Consider the following 17,679-nt stretch of genomic DNA (forward strand, 5'->3'; position numbering starts at 1 on the left):
GCTTTTACACGAAGTTCAACCCACAAAAGTAGAAGTTATCAGGGTTTCGGCCGGTAGGCGCCCACGGGGACATGACCAAGGCGCGCCGGGCACTTTCTGCTACCATGGCGCCTCTGTCCCTTGCGGTATTGCATCCATGGCCTTTCGCCCCCTTCCAGCCAAGGCTCCCGCCGTTCTGCTACGCGAAGCCAAACCGCTGAAAGCCCTCTTTGGCCACGCCAGGCGCCTGGGTCATTTGCAACGCCTGCTGGACAGCCAGTTGCAGCCAGCCGCACGAGAGCATTGCCACGTGGCGTCCTGGCGCGAAGGCTGTCTGCTGCTGATCGTCACCGACGGTCACTGGGCCACGCGCCTGCGCTACCAGCAAAAGCGCCTGCTGCGTCAATTGCAGGCGTTCGAGGAGTTTGCCGGGCTGACCCGGATTCTGTTCAAGGTCCAACCGCCCACGGTCCAGGTAAGCGCCAAAGGCCATATGCTGGACCTGTCCACCGACGCAGCCGCGACTATCCAGGCCACGGCGGACGGCATCAGCGACCCCAACCTGCGGGCGGCGCTGGAGCGGTTGGCGGCGCATGCCAGGACCAAGTCTTGAAATTTTCGTAGCCTGTTCCACCGCCATCGCGAGCAGGGCTCGCTCCCACAGGGACCGCATTACTTCAGAAACAACAACCCCTTGTGGGAGCGAGCCTGCTCGCGATGGCAGCGACTCGGTCCCCCGCCTAACGGCGCTTACTGCCCCCCAGCAACGACCCCATCAATCCGCGCACCAGTTGCCGTCCCAGCTGATTGGCCGCCTGGCGCATCGCTGATTTAAGTGCCTGGCCGGCCGCGGTACCGAGAAATTCGCCGGCCTTATCGGCGAAGCTCGGTTGCTCTGCCGACGGATTGCCCGGAGCCGCTTCGACCTGAGGCTCAAGCCCCTTGCGCCCCATCAGCACTTCATAAGCCGATTCGCGGTCGATGGGTTTGTCATAGCGCCCCTGCAAGGGTGAAGCGGCGATCAGGCTGGCGCGTTCGGATTCCGTCAACGGTCCGATGCGCGACTGCGGCGGGGCCACCAGCACGCGCCTGACCATTTCCGGCGTGCCTTTCTCCTGCAAGGTGCCTACCAGCGCTTCACCGATGCCCAGTTCGGTGAGCACCGTCAGGGCGTCGAACTGTGGGTTCGGCCGGAAACCGTCCGCCACCGCCCGCAGGGATTTCTGCTCCTTGGCGGTAAAGGCCCGCAAGCCATGCTGGATGCGTAACCCCAACTGCGCCAGCACATCGTCCGGCAAGTCGCCCGGCGACTGGGTCACGAAATACACCCCGACGCCCTTGGAACGGATCAGCCGCACCACTTGCTCCAACCGCTCCTGCAACGCCTTGGGCGTGCCGGCGAACAACAAGTGCGCCTCGTCGAAGAACAGGGCCAGCAGCGGTTTGTCCGCGTCGCCGCGCTCGGGCAGTTGCTCGAACAGTTCGGCCAATAACCATAGGAGGAACGTCGCGTAGACCTTCGGCGCCTCATGAACCAGACGACTGGCGTCCAGCAAATGAATACGGCCACGGCCGTCGCTGCCGGGCTGCAGGATGTCCTCGAGCTGCAGCGCGGGCTCACCGAATAACGCATCCGCGCCCTGCTGCTCCAGCGTGGAAAGGCGCCGCAGCAGCGCTTGGCTGGAACCGCTGGTCATCAAGGCCGCGTCGTCCCCCAGCAGTTCGGGGTTGTCCTTGAGGTGATTGAGCAGTGCCTTCAAGTCCTTCAGGTCCAACAGCAACAGCCCCTCACGGTCGGCGACCTTGAACGCGGCATACAGTGCCGACTGCTGACTGTCAGTCAGTTCCAGCAGGCTGCCGAGCAGCAACGGCCCCATTTCGCTAAGGGTGGTGCGCAATGGATGACCCGATTGCCCATGGATGTCCCACAAGGTCACCGGATAAGCCTGAGGCTTGTGGTCGAGCCACGGCATGCTGGCAATGCGCTCGGCGATCTTGCCCTGGGGCGCACCGGCGGCACCGAGGCCGCACAGATCGCCCTTGATATCGGCTGCAAATACAGCCACGCCGGCATCGCTGAACGCCTCGGCCAGACGCTGCAAGGTGACAGTCTTGCCGGTGCCGGTGGCACCCGCCACCAAGCCATGACGGTTCGCCAGGCGCATGGCCTGGGCAATGGGCTGGCCGGCAAGGTCGGCGCCGATGGTGAGTTGCATTGAGTCAGGCATTTGGTCACCTGTGATTAATATTTGATCGAGCAGGCCGATATATGAAATGACAGGCCCCACTGAAAACACGATCGGATAATTCCCCAGGGAGAGAAGGAAATATCAGAACTTTCAATACGGCGTCTTTATTCGAACTTTCCTATAAAAGCATGCCCAGAGCTATAAGACCCAGCGGAACCCCGAGCCATGAAGAAAAACCTGCGTTTCAGCCACAAAATCCTCATCGCTGCCGCACTCATCGTGATGGCCGCCTTTGCTCTGTTCACGGCCTACAACGACTATTTGCAGCGCAACGCCATTCGTGACGACCTCGACAGCTATTTGCATGAAATGGGGGACGTCACCGCAAGCAACATCCAGACCTGGCTGAGCGGTCGCATCCTGCTGATCGAAAACCTGGCCCAGAACATCGCAGGCACCCCGGACCAGGCCAGTGTTGCCCGTTTGCTGGAACAGAAAGCGCTGACATCCACCTTCATGGCGTCCTATCTGGGCGATGCCCAGGGTCACTTCACCATCCGCCCCGACACAAAAATGCCCGACGGCTTCGATCCACGCGTACGGCCCTGGTACCAAGGCGCGCAAAGCAGCAGTACCGCGACCCTGACCGAGCCCTACATCGATGCCGCCAGCGGCGGGCTGATCATTTCCATCGCCACGGCCTCTCGGAACGCCGGGCAAACTGTCGGCGTGGTGGGCGGCGACCTGAGCCTGCAAACCATTATAGACACCTTGAAAACCGTGGACTTCGACGGCATGGGCTACGCCTACCTGGTCAGCGCCGACGGCAAGATCCTGGTGCATCCCGACAAGAACCTGGTCATGAAAACCCTGGCCGAAGCTTTTCCGAAGAGCACTCCGGCAATCAGTGACAAAATTTCGGAAGTCGATGTAGACGGCCACACGCGCATCGTCACCTTCACGCCGATCAAAGGTCTGCCGTCGATGAACTGGTATGTCGGTGTGTCGGTGGATAAAGACATGGCCTACGCCATGCTCAGCGATTTCCGTACCTCGGCCGTGGTGGCAACGGTCATCGCCGTGGTGTTCATCATCGCCCTGCTGAGCATGTTGATCCGCCTGCTGATCCAGCCGCTGCATGTGATGACCCGTGCCATGGAAGACATCGCCGACGGCGAGGGTGACCTGACCAAACGCCTGGCGATCCAGAACCAGGACGAATTCGGCATCCTGGGGACCGCGTTCAACCGATTCGTGGAGCGGATCCATGGTTCGATCCGTGAAGTGTCCTCCGCCACCGAGCATGTCAATGAAGTCGCCCTGCGCGTGGTGAGCGCGTCGAACTCGTCGATGGTCAACTCCGACGAACAGTCCAGTCGCACCAACAGCGTGGCCGCAGCTATCAACCAGTTGGGTGCCGCCGCCCAGGAAATTGCCCGTAACGCCGCCCAGGCCTCCCATCAGGCCAGCGATGCCCGCGGCCTGGCCGAGGATGGCCAGCAAGTGGTGGAACGAAGCATTGCCGCGATGAACCGTTTGTCCGACCTGCTGAGCGCCTCCAGTACCAATGTCGAAACCCTGAACAGCAAAACCGTGAACATCGGGCAGATCCTGGAAGTGATCACCAGCATCTCCCAGCAGACCAACCTTCTGGCTCTCAACGCGGCCATCGAGGCAGCCCGGGCCGGCGAGGCCGGACGCGGGTTCGCCGTGGTGGCCGATGAAGTGCGCAACCTGGCCCATCGCACCCAGGAGTCGGCACAACAGGTGCAGACCATGATCGAGGAATTGCAGGTCGGCGCCCGGGACTCGGTCACCACCATGAACGACAGCCAACGCCATAGCCAGGAAAGTGTGGAGATCGCCAACCTGGCGGGCGAACGCCTGACCAGCGTGACCCAGCGCATCGGTGAGATCGACGGCATGAACCAATCAGTGGCCACGGCCACGGAGGAACAGACTGCCGTGGTGGAATCGATCAACGTGGACATCAACGAGATCAATACCTTGAACCAGGAAGGCGTGGAAAACCTGCACGCCACACTGCGGGCCTGCTCCGATCTGGAGCGGCAGGCGGCGCGGTTGAAGCAGTTGGTGGGCAGTTTCAGGATTTAGCGCTCTTTAGGGCCTTTCGCGAGCAAGCCCGCTCCCACAGGGATTTTCAGTGGACGCACACTTTGTGTCCAAAGCAGATCCACTGTAAGAGCGGGCTTGCTCGCGAAGAGGCCCATCTCACGCTGCATGACTCACTGACACCCCACCACAACCCAAACCGAACATCTATTCTTCATAAAGGTCAACAAAGGAGAACACAGACCGGAGGGATGTTCATCGTGCATATAGCGGACATAACCATGTTCTACGCCCCCGCCAGTGGAGGGGTGCGCACTTACCTGGATGCCAAGCACCGGCGCCTGGCGAACCGGCCCGGAATTCGCCACAGTCTGTTGATACCCGGTGCACACTTGAGCGAGCAGGACGGGATCTACAAGGTACCGGCCCCTCCTCTTCCCTTCGGCAAGGGCTACCGCTTTCCACTTCGCCTGGCGCCCTGGCGCAATGCGCTGCGCGATCTGCAGCCGGACCTGATCGAGGTCGGCGACCCCTACCTCACCGCCTGGGCCGCCCTGGATGCCCGGCGTCAGCTCGACGTGCCCGTCATCGGCTTCTATCACTCCGACTTGCCATTATTGGTGAGCAACCGCATGGGCAACTGGTTCACCCCCAACATCGAAGCCTATGTCAGCAAGTTGTATGGCAATTTCGACCGCGTCCTGGCGCCGAGTCAGGTCATGGCGGACAAACTGACCGGCCTGGGCGTCAGGAATGTCTTCGTACAGCCCCTGGGTGTCGACCTGCAAACCTTCAACCCGGCCGCCCGGGACCCGGAACTGCGCGCCGAGCTGGGAATCGCCGAAGACGCCCGCCTGTTGATTTTTGCCGGGCGCGGCTCCAAGGAAAAGAACCTGCCGGTGTTGCTCAAGTGCATGAAACGCCTGGGCGAGCGTTATCACCTGTTGTTGGTGGGCTCCTCGATGCCCGCCCTGGTTCCGGACAACGTCACCGTCATCGACGAGTTCTGCCCGGCACCACAGGTCGCACGGTTGATGGCCAGTGCCGACGCCCTGCTCCATGCCGGCGACCAGGAGACCTTCGGCCTGGTGATCCTCGAAGCCATGGCCAGCGGTATCCCTGTGGTGGCGGTCGCGGCCGGAGCCTTCACCGAAATCGTTCACGAAGACTGCGGCCTGCTGTGCATGCCCAACAATCCACAAGCGATGGCCAACGCCGTGCGTCAGCTCTTCAGCGAAGGCTGCCAACGACGCGGGGCGCTGGCACGTCGTCATGTGGAGCGTCACTACGCCTGGGATTGCGTGGTCGACAGCCTGCTGGGGCACTACTACGCCGTGCTTGGCGAGCAGATGCCGCTGCTGGCCAATGGATAGGGCGAGGGTGTGTCCATGAATCAGACGCCCAGCCTGCTGCTGGTGTTGCACGACGTGGCGCCGCAAACCTGGCCTGACTATCGCCCCTTCGTCGAAGCCGTCGACGCCCTCGGCCCGATACCGATGACCTGGCTGGTGGTGCCGGACTTCCACCACACCAATGCCCTGGACCACCATCCGGCCTTCAGGCGCCTGCTCGACCACCGGGTTGAACGCGGCGACGAACTGGTGCTGCACGGTTATTACCATTGCGACGACGGTCCATCGCCCCTCCACCCCAGGGACTGGTTCATGCGTCGGGTCTATACCCATGAAGGCGAGTTTTACCAGCTGTCCGAGGAAGCAGCCCTCACCCGACTGCGAGCCGGTATCGAGCTCTTCCAGCGCTATCAATGGCCGCTGGAAGGTTTCGTCGCCCCGGCGTGGCTGATGAGCGAAGGCACCCGCCAAGCCTTGCGCCAGTTGCCTCTGAGCTACACCAGTGACACGCAGCATCTATACCGGCTGCCGGACTTCTCGGCGATCGACGCCCCCGGGCTGGTCTGGAGCGCCCGCAGTGCCTGGCGCCGAGGGTTGTCGAAAGTGGTCAGCGATCAGCGCGAACAGCGCTGGCGCAAGGCACAGGTGATCCGCCTGGGCCTGCATCCGGTGGATATGCGTCACGGTTTTTCCCGGGATTATTGGCTGCGCACCCTTGAGCGGTTACTCAACGAGGGACGCGTGCCGATGACCAAGGCCGGTTGGCTGGCCGCCCGGGATCCGCGGGTCAGCAGCGCCGCATGAAGAGGCTGATCTGGCTGATCGCCGCACTGCTCACCGCATTGCTGGTGCCATTGTTGGTGGGTGGCGGAGAAATGTGGTCACGTGTGCAACGTTTCCCGTTGTCGTTGCTGTTGGCCATGCTCGGCATGATCGGGCTTTGTTGGTGTCTGAACGCATTGCGCCTGCGCTTGCTGCTGGGCGAACACCGGGCACGCCTGGGCAGGCTCAACAGCATCGGCGTGGTGATGTCCACCGAGTTCGCCATGTGCGCCACCCCCGGCGGCAGCGGGGGCCCATTGACACTGATGGCGCTGCTGGCGCGTAACGGCGTTCGACCTGCCCACGCCAGTGCAGTGTTCGCCATGGATCAATTGAGCGACCTGCTGTTCTTCCTCTGCGCCTTGCTGGGGATCCTGATATACGCCGTGTTCCAGAACCTGAGCCAGCGCATGGAATGGATGCTGGCACTGAGCGCGATTTCCCTGTTTGGCGGGCTGTTCGGCTGTGTGCTGGCGGCCCGTTACCATCGCCGCCTGATCCTGCTGGGCGCCCGCCTGTTACGGCATTTGCGTGTGAAAGCGACCACCCGTCGACGCTGGGGTCGCAAGATCCTGCATTTCCTCGCCGCGTTTACCGACACCCTGAAACTGCCACGCCAGATACTTTTCCAGGTCTTCGGCCTGACCTGTGTGCACTGGGCCTTGCGCTACAGCGTGTTGTACCTGGCGCTGAAAGGATTGGGGGCGGATCTGCAATGGGCCTGGAGCTTCCTCATCCAGATGCTGTCCCTGAGCGCAGGGCAATTCAGTCTGCTGCCGGGGGGTGCCGGAGCGGCGGAGGTAACGTCGGCGGCGCTGCTGGCGCCCATGGTGGGCAAATCCACCGCGGCGGCGGCCATCCTGATCTGGCGGGCGGTGACCTACTACTTCTATCTGGTGGCCGGCGGGCCGGTATTCTTCCTGATGGTGGGCCGACCGCTGATCAAGAAGCTGATAAAACTCAGGCAAGCCTGAATTCGCAGGTCCCTACCGGGGTTCGGGCTCGTCCTCTGGATGGGTTTGTTTCCATAGCTCGGCGGCGTCGGGAAAGTCCGTGCCGTCTTCCGGGCTTAGTTCTTCAGGGTCGTAGCGGCTCAAGCAACCTTCGCCGAGGGTCGCGGGTGCCTTGGAGGTGGCTTTGTCCAATGGGTCGTTCATGGCGTGCCTCACAAAAAAGGGGCCGGACAGCCCCATCTTGCCAGCAAATACGGTGGGAGCCGAGCGTGCTCGCTCCCACAGGATGGATCAGAACACCACGGTCTTGTTGCCGTGTACAAGCACTCGGTCTTCAAGGTGATAACGCAGGCCACGCGCCAGCACCATCTTCTCGACGTCCCGGCCGAAACGCACCATGTCTTCGATGCTGTCGCTGTGACTGACGCGCACCACGTCCTGCTCGATGATCGGGCCGGCGTCCAGCTCTTCGGTCACGTAGTGGCAGGTAGCGCCAATCAGCTTCACCCCACGCATCGAGGCCTGGTGGTACGGCTTGGCCCCGACGAATGACGGCAGGAAGCTGTGATGGATGTTGATCACCTTGTGAGCGTATTCGCTGCACAGGGATGGCGGCAGGATCTGCATGTAGCGGGCCAGTACCACTACTTCGGCGTCGTGCTGCTTGACCAGCCGCGACACTTCGGCGAACGCCGGTTGCTTGTCCTGCGGATTGACCGGTACGTGGTAGTACGGAATACCGTGCCATTCCACCATGCTGCGCAGATCGTCATGGTTGGAAATGACGCAGGCGATGTCACAGTCGAGTTCATCGCTGTGCCAGCGGTGCAACAGATCAGCCAGACAGTGAGACTCGCGGCTGGCCATCAGCACCACGCGTTTTTTCTGCGCGGTGTCGGTGATGCGCCAGTCCATCGAGAACTCTTCGGCAATCGGTGCAAAGGCCTCGCGAAAGGCCTCGATGCCGAAGGGCAGCGAGTCGGCGCGGATCTCGTGACGCATGAAAAACCAGCCACTTTGGTTGTCCGAATGATGGCTTGCTTCAGTGATCCAGCCGTTATGAGACGCCAGAAAGTTACTGACTTTAGCAACGATACCGACGCGGTCCGGGCAAGCGATCACCAGCCGAAAAGTGCGCATTAGGGAAACTCCAGAACTTCGCAAAGGCGGCCATTCTAGCCATTGCGCGGCAAAACTGCAGTATCGATGACGCACCTGGCCCCTCCGCCCCCTCACGGCAGCGCCGTACCGGGACGGGGCCGCGTGCTATATGTGTGAACAGATGTGAAAAGCCTGCCTGCGTATTTAACTGCAACCGCAGTTTTTGTGGTCTGGCACTAGTTAATTAAATAAAACCCGCTTAAATGTTTACTTGATGAAACTGTCTGATTACTATTGCCACACTGTCTCCTTGTCACCAGCGTCCTACATAAGGTAGTCCTCATGTCCATGATCCTCACCGAATACAACGCCACAAAACAAGCCATTGAAGAATTGCAACAACGTCTGGCAGACCTGTCAAAAGACGACAAACTGCAAAAAGAACTGGAATTCGAAGGCAAATTGCGCACTTTGATGGGCGAATACTCCAAGTCCCTGCGCGACATCATTGCCCTGTTGGATCCAGAAGCCAAGTCGGGCAAAGCAACTCGTGGTACCGTGAAAACTACCGGCACCAAACGCGCTCGCAAAGTTAAGCAATACAAAAACCCGCACACCGGCGATGTCATCGAAACCAAAGGTGGCAACCACAAGACCCTGAAAGAGTGGAAAGCCAAGTGGGGCGGTGACGTGGTTGAAAGCTGGGCCAAGCTGCTGGGCTAAGCCCCGAGCTGCTCTCCCCGGGCAAAACAACGCCAGCGATCGCTGGCGTTTTTTATGGCGTTTACTTTAATAATGGCCGCTCAAAGGCTTAAACGCTTGCGCAATTGCTGACTATAACCTTGCCATTCCACGAGGGCCTCTCGCTGCAAGGGTGTGGCCAGGGCCATCCACTCTCCCATCGCCCTGTCAAAAGTTTCCAGAGTGTTTGGCGCCCCCCATTGCGCAGATGACAGGCGCTGTCGACAGAACTGTTTCCAGCGTTCCTGCTCTTCGGGATTCAAGGTGTCCGGGAAGTTACGCGCACGATATCGAAACAGCAATTCCGGCAGGCGCTCATCATCGAATAGCCACCGCTCTCGCGCCAATTGCGTCGGGTCCGCCAAGCGGACTTGTTCGCATAAGCGACGATCACGATCACCGAAAAAACCGCTGTACAACTGTTGTTCCGGATCTTCACTGGCCGTGAAATCCTCGCGGCCATAAATAGTCTGAAGTTTTTCCTGCCAGATCTGCTGTGCGTCATTTAGCCGCGATGCCCGCTGCCGCAGACCATTCATATCCAGTTGCAACCGTTCCAGGTCTTCGGCGCGTAGCACCGACAGGGGCGCGACCACCGGGCATTTGTTGACATGGATGAGCTTGAGAGGCACCGGCAGCTCACTTTCGAGCAACTCTTCGCGACGGGTATACAAACGTTGGCGCAACGTCTCAGCTTCCAGCTCCAGCAAGCCCTGAGGATCCAGATGCAAGTCGCAGACGATCAGGGCGTTACGGTTTTTCGGGTGCCAGGCCAGCGGCAGGACCACACCGATGTAGTTTCGCGCAGCGGAGAAACGCCCGGAGACATGTACCAGCGGTTGCAACAGACGGATCTGGTCCAGCACTTTCTGCTTGGCACGCAACTGGAACAGCCAGTCGTAGAGCCGTGGCTGTTTCTGGCGGATCAGACGGGCCAGTGCAATGGTCGCCCGCACATCCGACAACGCATCGTGCGCCTGGCCGTGATCGATGCCATTGGCGGCGGTCAGGCGTTCGAGCTTGAGGCTGACGCGGCCATCTTCCTGTGGCCAGACAATGCCTTGCGGGCGCAGTGCGTAAGCGGCGCGCACCAGGTCAATCAGGTCCCAGCGGCTGTTCCCCCCCTGCCATTCGCGGGCGTACGGGTCGAAAAAATTCCGATACAGGCTGTAGCGGGTCATTTCGTCATCGAAACGCAGTGTGTTGTAACCGGCTCCACAAGTGCCCGGCATGGCCAGTTGCGCGTGGACACGGGTCATGAAATCGGCTTCGCTCAACCCTTGCTCCGCGAGGCGCGCCGGGGTGATGCCGGTGATCGCACAGGCAGCCGGATGAGGCAGGATGTCATCGCTGGGCCGGCAATACAGATTCACCGGTTCGTCGATTTCATTGAGTTCAAAATCGGTACGGATACCCGCCACCTGCAAGGGGCGATCGCTCCTCGGGTCGATACCGGTGGTTTCGTAGTCGTACCAGAAGATGGAAGTCACGGCCTGTTCCTGAATTGAAGACTGGCGAAGTCTAGGCGCCCTGACCCGGGCCCGACCAGTGTTCCTGCAACTTTTGAAATCCTTTTGCTCCCCCCTTGTGGGCAAAGCATTAAATGACAGGCATCGTCATATCGTTTGCGCGCACGAAGACTGCTAGCATCTGCGGACGTTCGAACCGGCCCATCACTCAGGTAGCCCATGCTCGAGACACCAGCACTGCAAAGGAACGCGTCGCTACCCCCGCCCCTGGACACGCGATATCAGGTCGAAACGCCCGAAGGCATCGACCTGCCGCTGCGCCCGGCGGGGCTGATGCCTCGTGCGCTGGCCTTCGCCATCGATCTGGGCATACGAGGTCTGACCCTGGGATGCCTGTTCTTCATCCTGGCATTTTTTGGCGAACTGGGGATCGGCCTGGGCGCCATCCTGTTGTTCGTGGTCAGCTGGTGGTACATGGTGCTGTTCGAAGTGCTGAGACAAGGGCGTTCCCCCGGCAAGCAGATGATGGGTCTGCGTGTGGTCCAGGACGACGGCCGGCCGATCGGTTGGTCGGCCTCGCTGATCCGCAACCTGTTGCGCTTCGTCGACCTGCTGCCCTTTGGCTATGCCTTCGGCGCCGTCTGTTGCCTGCAGCATCCGGCCTTCAAGCGCCTGGGAGACCTGGCGGCCGGCACGCTGGTGGTGTATCGCGAGCAGCCGGTCAAGCGCCCCGCCCTGCCGCAGGCGCCGCCCTTGCGGCCACCTTTTGCCTTGAGTCTCAACGAACAGCGTGCCGTGCTGGGGTTCGCCGAACGCCAGGCCGAACTTTCCGATGCCAGGGTCAATGAACTGGCGAGCATCCTCGCCGCGCCGCTGCACGTGCCACCCGCCCGCGCCGTGGCCGAACTCAATGGCATCGCCCGCGGCCTGTTGGGGCCACTATGAAGCAAAGTCTGTTCGAAAACCGTCACCAGGAAGAATGGGAGCGCCTGTCCCGACTGCTCGATCAATTGGAGCGCAGCCGCAACGTCCCCCAGAGCAGCGACTTTCCCCACGCCTACCGCCGGCTCTGCCAGCACCTGTCATTGGCCCAGGCGCGAGGCTACAGCAGCCTGCTAGTCGATACGCTGCAGCAACTGGCGCTGCGTGGGCACCAGCAACTCTACCGCGACCGCAGCAGGCCATCGGCCGGCCTCGCGATGTTTATCCTGGTCGGTTTCCCACAACTGGTTCGAGAGCAATGGCGCTTCGTGCTGGCCGCCTGCGTGATGTTCCTTGGCAGCCTGGTCGGCATCGGGCTGCTGGTTTATCTGTTCCCCGATCTGGTCTACAGCGTTCTGGGTGCCGAGGAAGTCAGCCAGATTCGCAGCATGTACGATCCGGCCGCCGGCCACCTGGGGCGCTCGATCGAACGGGCCGCCAGCGAGGACTGGGTCATGTTCGGCTATTACATCATGCATAACATCGGCATCGCCTTTCAGACGTTCGCCAGCGGCATGATGTTCGGCCTGGGCAGTGCATTCTTTCTTTTCTTCAATGGCCTGACCATCGGTGCGGTGGCCGGACACCTGACCCAGATTGGCTCGGGGGGGACGTTCTGGTCGTTCGTGATCGGTCACGGGGCCTTCGAACTCACTGCCATTACCCTGGCCGGCGCCGCTGGCCTGCAACTGGGCTGGGCATTGATCGCCCCGGGGCGCCTCACCCGGGGCGAAGCCCTGCGGCTCGCCGCACGCAAAAGCATATCGATGATCGCGGGGGTGACGTTGTTCCTGCTCATCGCCGCCTTCATCGAAGCCTACTGGTCCTCCAGCACCGTGACGCCCGCCACCAAATACACGGTCGGCGCCTTGTTGTGGTTGCTGGTGTTGAGCTACCTGCTGTTTGCCGGACGGGTACGCCATGCGGCTGAGTGACGCCACCGTAGCCATTCGCCCGCGCACCGCTTGGGAAGCCATGGACCTGGGCATCCTGATGAGCCAGCAGCATCGACGTCTGCTGATGCTCAGCTGGGCCATCGTCACGCTTCCGGTCTATGCGCTGCTGTCCTTGCTGCTATGGGATTCGCCGTCCCTGGTGGTGCTGGTGTTCTGGTGGTTGAAGCCAGCCTTCGACCGTCTGCCGCTGTACATTCTTTCCAAGGCATTGTTTGGCGAAACGCCCACGTTGAAACAAGCCTTGCGCCAGTGGCTCACGCTGCTCAAACCCCAATTGTTCGCCAGCCTGACCTGGCGACGGCTGAGCCTGAGCCGCAGTTTCCTGATGCCGGTGGTGCAACTTGAAGGGCTTGCCGGTGAAGCGCGGGCACAGCGCTTGCGAGTGTTGCTGCAACGCAGCGGCGGCGCAGCGCAGTGGCTGACCGTGATCGGCGTGCATCTGGAGATGGCCCTGTGGTTCGGACTGATGGCCCTGTTCTACCTGTTCGTGCCGCAGCAGGTGGAACTGGAATGGGACTGGCAGGCATTGATCGCCGTCGCCGAGAACGGCTGGCTGTGGTTCGAACATCTGATCAACTTCCTGTATCCCCTGCTGCTGATTCTCTGGGAACCGGTGTATGTCGCCTGCGGCTTCAGCCTGTACCTGAATCGGCGCACGATCCTGGAAGCCTGGGACATCGAGCTGGTGTTCCGACGCCTGCGCCAGCGCCTGAGCGGCGTTGCCCCGGTGCTGATGCTGCTGGCCCTGACGCTGCTGCCACTGACGCCTGTGACCTGGGCCGCCGAAGACAACGCCGCGCCCGACAGCCCCCGACTGCTCAATCAGCCCCTCACCAGCGAGGCGTCCCGAAACAGCATCGAAGCGATCCTTGAGGCTCCACCGTTCAAGAATCCGGAGACCGTGACCCGTTACCGTTTTGGCGAGGACTCGGAAGAATCCACCGAGGCCGAGGAACCCTCGGGCTGGCTCAAGGCATTCTTCAAGTGGCTCGGTGGCCTGCACTTCGAGACCGCCGCCGCGACCATCCAGGTCCTGCTCTGGGCTTGCCTGGCGGGAGCGATCGTCTGGCTGGCCTGGCACTACCGTGATCGGTTCCAGGCCCTGCCCGGTCGCCGACGGACCAGGCGCCCGTCCACAGAACCACCGGTGCCGGCCCGCATGTTCGGCCTGGACATACGGGAAGAAAGCTTGCCGGACGATGTAGCGGCCAGCGCTGAGCAACTGTGGGCCACAGCCCCACGTGACGCCCTGGGCCTGTTGTACCGGGCCCTGCTCAGCCGCCTGCATCATGAATTCGGTGTTGCCCTGAAAGCGGCCGATACCGAAGGCCAGGTACTGCAGCGTATCGAACAGCTCCAGCAGGAGAACCTGTTGGCGTTCAGCAAGCTCCTGACCCTGCACTGGCAGAATGTCGCGTATGGGCATCGCACGCCACCGCCCCCTCTGCAACAAACGCTGTGCGACGGTTGGCGCGGGCTGTTCGGTCCGGGAGTGGCGCGATGAGCCGGCGCGTCGGACTGCTGGTCGGAGTGTTGGTGGCCGCGTTGGTGCTGGCCTTGTTCGCCTACGTGAACGTCAAGGCGGTGCCCTATCAGGAGACCGTCGACCACGGCCCCTCCCCCGAAGCCCAGGCCAACCCCTACCTGGCCGCCGAGCATTTCCTGCGCCGGCAAGGCATCAATATCGAACACGCCAATAGCCTGGACATCCTGCCCACCCTGGAACCGCGCCAGCACAGCCTGTTGTTGCTGGGGGAACGCACCGACATGACGCCGCGGGAAGTCGAGCAGGTGATGAACTGGACCCGGGCCGGCGGGCGATTGCTGTTCGTTGCCGAAGCCCTGTGGGATGAGCGGACCAACAGCAGCGGCGATCTGCTGCTGGACCGCGTGAGCCTGCACCAACTCCTGAGCGAGGACCTCAAGGACCCGGAGCCGGCTCCCACCGAGGACCACTACCCCGAGCTGACCAAGTTGTACCTGGAGGATGAAGAGGCGCCTGCGTATGTCGGTTTCGACACCGACTTCCACCTCGAAGACCCCCACAACCTTGCCCAGGCCTGGGCCAACAGCGCCAAGGCCACCCACATGATGCAACTGAACCATGGCCTGGGCTCGATCACGGTGATCACCGATGCCGAGCTGTGGAAGAACGATCGAATCGACCAGTATGACAATGCCTGGCTGCTCTGGTACCTGAGCGCCGACACGGACGTGACGCTGCTGTTCAACATCGATCACGACAGCCTGCTGACCTTGCTGCTGCGTTATTTTCCTCAGGCCCTGGTGGCGCTGGCAGCCTTGGTCGCCCTGTGGCTCTGGCATTCGGCGATCCGCCATGGTCCGCTGCAACAGCCGGCCCCCAAGGCCCGGCGCCAACTGGAGGAGCATGTGCAGGCCAGTGCGGTGTTCCATCTGCGCCATGCCGGCCAGCAACACCTGCTGCACAGCCTGCAACAGGACGTGATGCGCCGGGCTCGACATCGTCATCCCGGCTTCGAACAACTGGCCGTGGCCGAGCAATGGCAGGTGCTCTCGCGCCTGACGCGCCAATCCACCAAGTCCATCAGCCACGCCCTCGCCCCCCGGCCGAAACAGCGCCTGTCCAGCGCAGAGTTCTGCCGCCAGGTCGCCCATCTGCAAACCCTCAGGAATGCCTTATGACTGAACAGAACGAACCGGTCGACAGCCAGGCTCACGCCGCCCAACAGCGCCAGCGCGCCAGTCAGCTGGCCCAGGCCATCCGTACCGAGCTGCACAAGGCGGTGGTCGGCCAGGCTGCGGTGATCGACGATGTACTCACGGCGTTGATCGCCGGCGGTCACGTCCTGCTCGAAGGGGTTCCCGGATTGGGCAAGACACTGCTGGTGCGCGCCATGGCCCGCTGTTTCAATGGCGAGTTCGCCCGTATCCAGTTCACCCCCGACCTGATGCCCAGCGACGTCACCGGCCATGCGGTGTATGACCTGCAGACCGAGCAGTTCAAGTTGCGCAAGGGCCCCGTCTTCACCAACCTGCTGCTGGCCGACGAGATCAACCGCGCACCGGCCAAGACCCAAGCCGCGTTGCTCGAAGCCATGCAGGAACGCCAGGTCACCCTTGAAGGCCGTGCCCTGCCCATCGCCCAGCCGTTCATGGTGCTCGCCACCCAGAACCCTATCGAACAGGAAGGCACCTACCCACTGCCGGAAGCCGAGCTCGATCGCTTCATGCTCAAGGTGCGCATGGACTACCCGGACGCCGATCAGGAATTGAACATGGTGCGTCAGGTCAGCCGTTCGACCCGGGCCGACATGCTTGACGTACAACCCCTGCGCACGGTGTTGCAGGCCAAGGACGTGCAGGCGCTGCAGCGCATTGCCAGCGACCTGCCGATGGACGACCAGGTGCTCGACTACGCCGTGCGCCTGGCCCGCACCACCCGCAGCTGGCCAGGCCTGACCCTGGGCGCCGGCCCTCGCGCCTCGATTGCGCTGGTGCGTTGCGCCCGGGCGCGTGCCCTGTTGCGCGGCGGCGAATTCGTCGTGCCGGACGACATCAAGGGCTGCGCCCTGGCCGTGCTGCGCCATCGGGTGCGGCTGGCGCCGGAGCTGGACATCGAAGGGCTGTCGGTGGATCAAGTGCTGGGCCAACTGCTCGATCAAGTGCCGGCGCCGCGGTTGTGAAGATGAACATCGCTGTCGGATCGACCGCGTCGAGCCTTGCTCCCACGGTCGCGGGGACGCGTCGATGAAGCCCTCGCGCCTGCTATTGGCGTGGCTGGCGATCCTGCTGGCCGTCGATATCGTGCTGGGGGCGTTGCGAGCGTTGGGCATTGCGTTGCCAGCGTCGGCCCAATCGATCAGTTGGGGCTTGCTGCTGGCCTTGTTGGCCCTGGCGATTCTCGACGCCGTGCGCCTCAAGCGTATGCCTTCGCCGCGAGTGCAACGGCAGATGCCGGGTAGCCTGGCCCTGGGTCGCTGGAGCGAAGTCCACCTGGGCATCACCCACGATTTCCCCCAGCCGCTGGACATCCTGGTCTTCGATCATGTCCCAGACGGACTGGCCTTCGAACACCTTCCGCTGCCAGTGGTGCTTCAACCGGGCCAGCCCAGCCAGGCCGGCTATCGCCTGCGCCCACTCAAGCGCGGCCACTTCATCTTCCAATACTGCGAGGTCAACCTGCCAAGCCCCTTGGGCCTGTGGTCCGACAAGCGCCTGCTGGCCGCGGCCGACGAGATCCGGGTTTATCCCGACTTCGCCAGGCTCTACGACGGCCAGCTTCTGGCAGTGGACAACTGGCTCAGCCAGCTCGGCGTCCGCCAGCGTCAACGGCGAGGCCAGGGGCAGGATTTCCATCAGTTGCGCGAGTTTCGCGAAGGCGACAGCCTGCGCCAGATCGACTGGAAAGCCACCGCCCGCCATCGCACGCCCATTGCCCGCGAATACGAAGACGAACGTGACCAACAAATCATTTTCATGCTCGATTGTGGCCGGCGCATGCGCAGCCAGGACGGCGAGCTGTCGCATTTCGATCAGGCGCTCAACGCCTGCCTGCTGCTCAGCTATACGGCGCTGCGCCAGGGCGATGCCGTGGGCCTGAGCGCGTTCGCCAGCGAGCAACCGCGCTACCTCGCCCCGGTCAAGGGCACCGGCCAGCTCAATGTGCTGCTTAACAGCGTGTACGACTTGGACAGCACTTCCCGCCCCGCCGACTATCAGGCCGCCGTCACCGAACTGCTGGCCCGGCAAAAACGTCGGGCTCTCGTGGTACTGGTCACCAACCTGCGCGATGAAGACGACGAAGACCTGCTGACGGCCGTCAAACGACTGGGCCAGCAGCATCGGGTGCTGGTGGCCAGCCTGCGGGAAGAGGCATTGGACCGACTGCGCGAAGCGCCGGTGCAGACCTTACCCGAAGCCCTGGCCTATTGCGGGGCCGTCGAGTATTTGAATGCACGCAATGAACTGCACGAGCGCCTGAACGCCCATGGCGTGGTGGTGTTGCAAGCCCGGCCTGGGGAGCTGGGGGCCGAGCTGGTGACGTTGTACCTGGGGTGGAAAAAAGCCGGAAATCTATAGGA

General features: G+C 62.1%; 16 protein-coding genes and 1 pseudogene. 13 read left to right on the plus strand and 4 right to left on the minus strand.

Features of this window, described 5'->3' with window-relative positions:
• The first annotated feature begins 136 nt into the window (after positions 1–136).
• Positions 137–592 carry a DUF721 domain-containing protein gene (locus LCU97_RS11025; protein WP_053146939.1) on the plus strand — a complete coding sequence of 152 codons (456 nt, stop codon included), beginning with the start codon at positions 137–139 and terminating at the stop codon, positions 590–592.
• A gap of 127 nt (positions 593–719) precedes the next feature.
• Here LCU97_RS11025 and LCU97_RS11030 read toward each other — a convergent pair whose 3' ends face one another.
• A complete protein-coding gene (locus LCU97_RS11030; protein WP_053146938.1) occupies positions 720–2,207 on the minus strand; it encodes a helicase HerA-like domain-containing protein in 1,488 nt (495 codons plus the stop codon).
• Positions 2,208–2,450: 243 nt separating this feature from the next.
• Between LCU97_RS11030 and LCU97_RS26790 the strand changes: the two are divergent.
• The 5 genes and pseudogenes from LCU97_RS26790 to LCU97_RS11050 form a co-directional block, all read left to right on the plus strand.
• Positions 2,451–3,425, plus strand: a pseudogene (locus LCU97_RS26790) (HAMP domain-containing protein); the annotation flags it as partial.
• Between the two features lie 93 nt (positions 3,426–3,518).
• Positions 3,519–4,283 (plus strand): methyl-accepting chemotaxis protein, encoded by a 765-nt coding sequence (locus tag LCU97_RS26795; RefSeq protein ID WP_371259560.1) that lies wholly within the window; start codon positions 3,519–3,521, stop codon positions 4,281–4,283.
• Positions 4,284–4,492: 209 nt separating this feature from the next.
• Positions 4,493–5,614 carry a glycosyltransferase family 4 protein gene (locus LCU97_RS11040; RefSeq protein WP_053146934.1) on the plus strand — a complete coding sequence of 374 codons (1,122 nt, stop codon included), beginning with the start codon at positions 4,493–4,495 and terminating at the stop codon, positions 5,612–5,614.
• Positions 5,615–5,629: 15 nt separating this feature from the next.
• Positions 5,630–6,397, plus strand: coding sequence for a DUF2334 domain-containing protein (locus tag LCU97_RS11045; protein ID WP_232776376.1), 768 nt, complete (start codon positions 5,630–5,632; stop codon positions 6,395–6,397).
• Positions 6,394–7,389, plus strand: a complete 996-nt coding sequence (locus LCU97_RS11050) for a lysylphosphatidylglycerol synthase transmembrane domain-containing protein (protein ID WP_053146930.1) — start codon at positions 6,394–6,396, stop codon at positions 7,387–7,389. The genes LCU97_RS11045 and LCU97_RS11050 overlap by 4 nt, the downstream gene beginning before the upstream one ends.
• A gap of 12 nt (positions 7,390–7,401) precedes the next feature.
• Here LCU97_RS11050 and LCU97_RS11055 read toward each other — a convergent pair whose 3' ends face one another.
• Positions 7,402–7,572: a hypothetical protein gene (locus LCU97_RS11055; RefSeq protein WP_232776377.1), complete on the minus strand. Its 171-nt coding sequence runs from the start codon at positions 7,570–7,572 to the stop codon at positions 7,402–7,404.
• An 87-nt stretch (positions 7,573–7,659) separates the two neighbouring features.
• Positions 7,660–8,508 (minus strand): formyltetrahydrofolate deformylase, encoded by an 849-nt coding sequence (purU, locus tag LCU97_RS11060; protein WP_039591673.1) that lies wholly within the window; start codon positions 8,506–8,508, stop codon positions 7,660–7,662.
• A 309-nt stretch (positions 8,509–8,817) separates the two neighbouring features.
• Between purU and mvaT the strand changes: the two genes are divergently transcribed.
• Entirely contained in the window at positions 8,818–9,192 is a 375-nt protein-coding gene (mvaT, locus tag LCU97_RS11065) for a histone-like nucleoid-structuring protein MvaT (protein ID WP_408636386.1), read from the plus strand.
• 80 nt (positions 9,193–9,272) lie between these two features.
• On the opposite strand, the gene sbcB is transcribed toward mvaT, so the two are convergent.
• The gene (gene sbcB / locus LCU97_RS11070; protein WP_053146927.1) at positions 9,273–10,700 is read right to left on the minus strand and encodes an exodeoxyribonuclease I; all 1,428 of its coding nucleotides are present in this window, start codon (positions 10,698–10,700) and stop codon (positions 9,273–9,275) included.
• Positions 10,701–10,898: 198 nt separating this feature from the next.
• Here sbcB and LCU97_RS11075 point away from each other — a divergent pair, with 198 nt between their 5' ends.
• From LCU97_RS11075 to LCU97_RS11100, 6 genes are all read left to right on the plus strand, one after another.
• Complete coding sequence (locus LCU97_RS11075; RefSeq protein ID WP_232776380.1) at positions 10,899–11,624, plus strand: RDD family protein; 726 nt, start codon at positions 10,899–10,901, stop codon at positions 11,622–11,624.
• On the plus strand, positions 11,621–12,595 hold the full coding sequence (locus LCU97_RS11080; protein ID WP_053146923.1) for a stage II sporulation protein M: 975 nt from the start codon (positions 11,621–11,623) through the stop codon (positions 12,593–12,595). The genes LCU97_RS11075 and LCU97_RS11080 overlap by 4 nt, the downstream gene beginning before the upstream one ends.
• Positions 12,582–14,120: a DUF4129 domain-containing protein gene (locus LCU97_RS11085; RefSeq protein WP_232776382.1), complete on the plus strand. Its 1,539-nt coding sequence runs from the start codon at positions 12,582–12,584 to the stop codon at positions 14,118–14,120. The genes LCU97_RS11080 and LCU97_RS11085 overlap by 14 nt, the downstream gene beginning before the upstream one ends.
• On the plus strand, positions 14,117–15,280 hold the full coding sequence (locus LCU97_RS11090; RefSeq protein ID WP_232776384.1) for a DUF4350 domain-containing protein: 1,164 nt from the start codon (positions 14,117–14,119) through the stop codon (positions 15,278–15,280). The genes LCU97_RS11085 and LCU97_RS11090 overlap by 4 nt, the downstream gene beginning before the upstream one ends.
• Positions 15,277–16,281 carry an AAA family ATPase gene (locus tag LCU97_RS11095; RefSeq protein WP_053146917.1) on the plus strand — a complete coding sequence of 335 codons (1,005 nt, stop codon included), beginning with the start codon at positions 15,277–15,279 and terminating at the stop codon, positions 16,279–16,281. Before LCU97_RS11090 ends, LCU97_RS11095 begins: the two co-directional genes overlap by 4 nt.
• 64 nt (positions 16,282–16,345) lie before the next feature.
• Complete coding sequence (locus tag LCU97_RS11100; protein WP_232776386.1) at positions 16,346–17,677, plus strand: DUF58 domain-containing protein; 1,332 nt, start codon at positions 16,346–16,348, stop codon at positions 17,675–17,677.
• The last annotated feature ends 2 nt before the right edge of the window (positions 17,678–17,679 follow it).

Origin of the sequence: Pseudomonas uvaldensis (assembly GCF_021271205.1) — a bacterium.
Classification (GTDB): domain Bacteria; phylum Pseudomonadota; class Gammaproteobacteria; order Pseudomonadales; family Pseudomonadaceae; genus Aquipseudomonas; species Aquipseudomonas uvaldensis.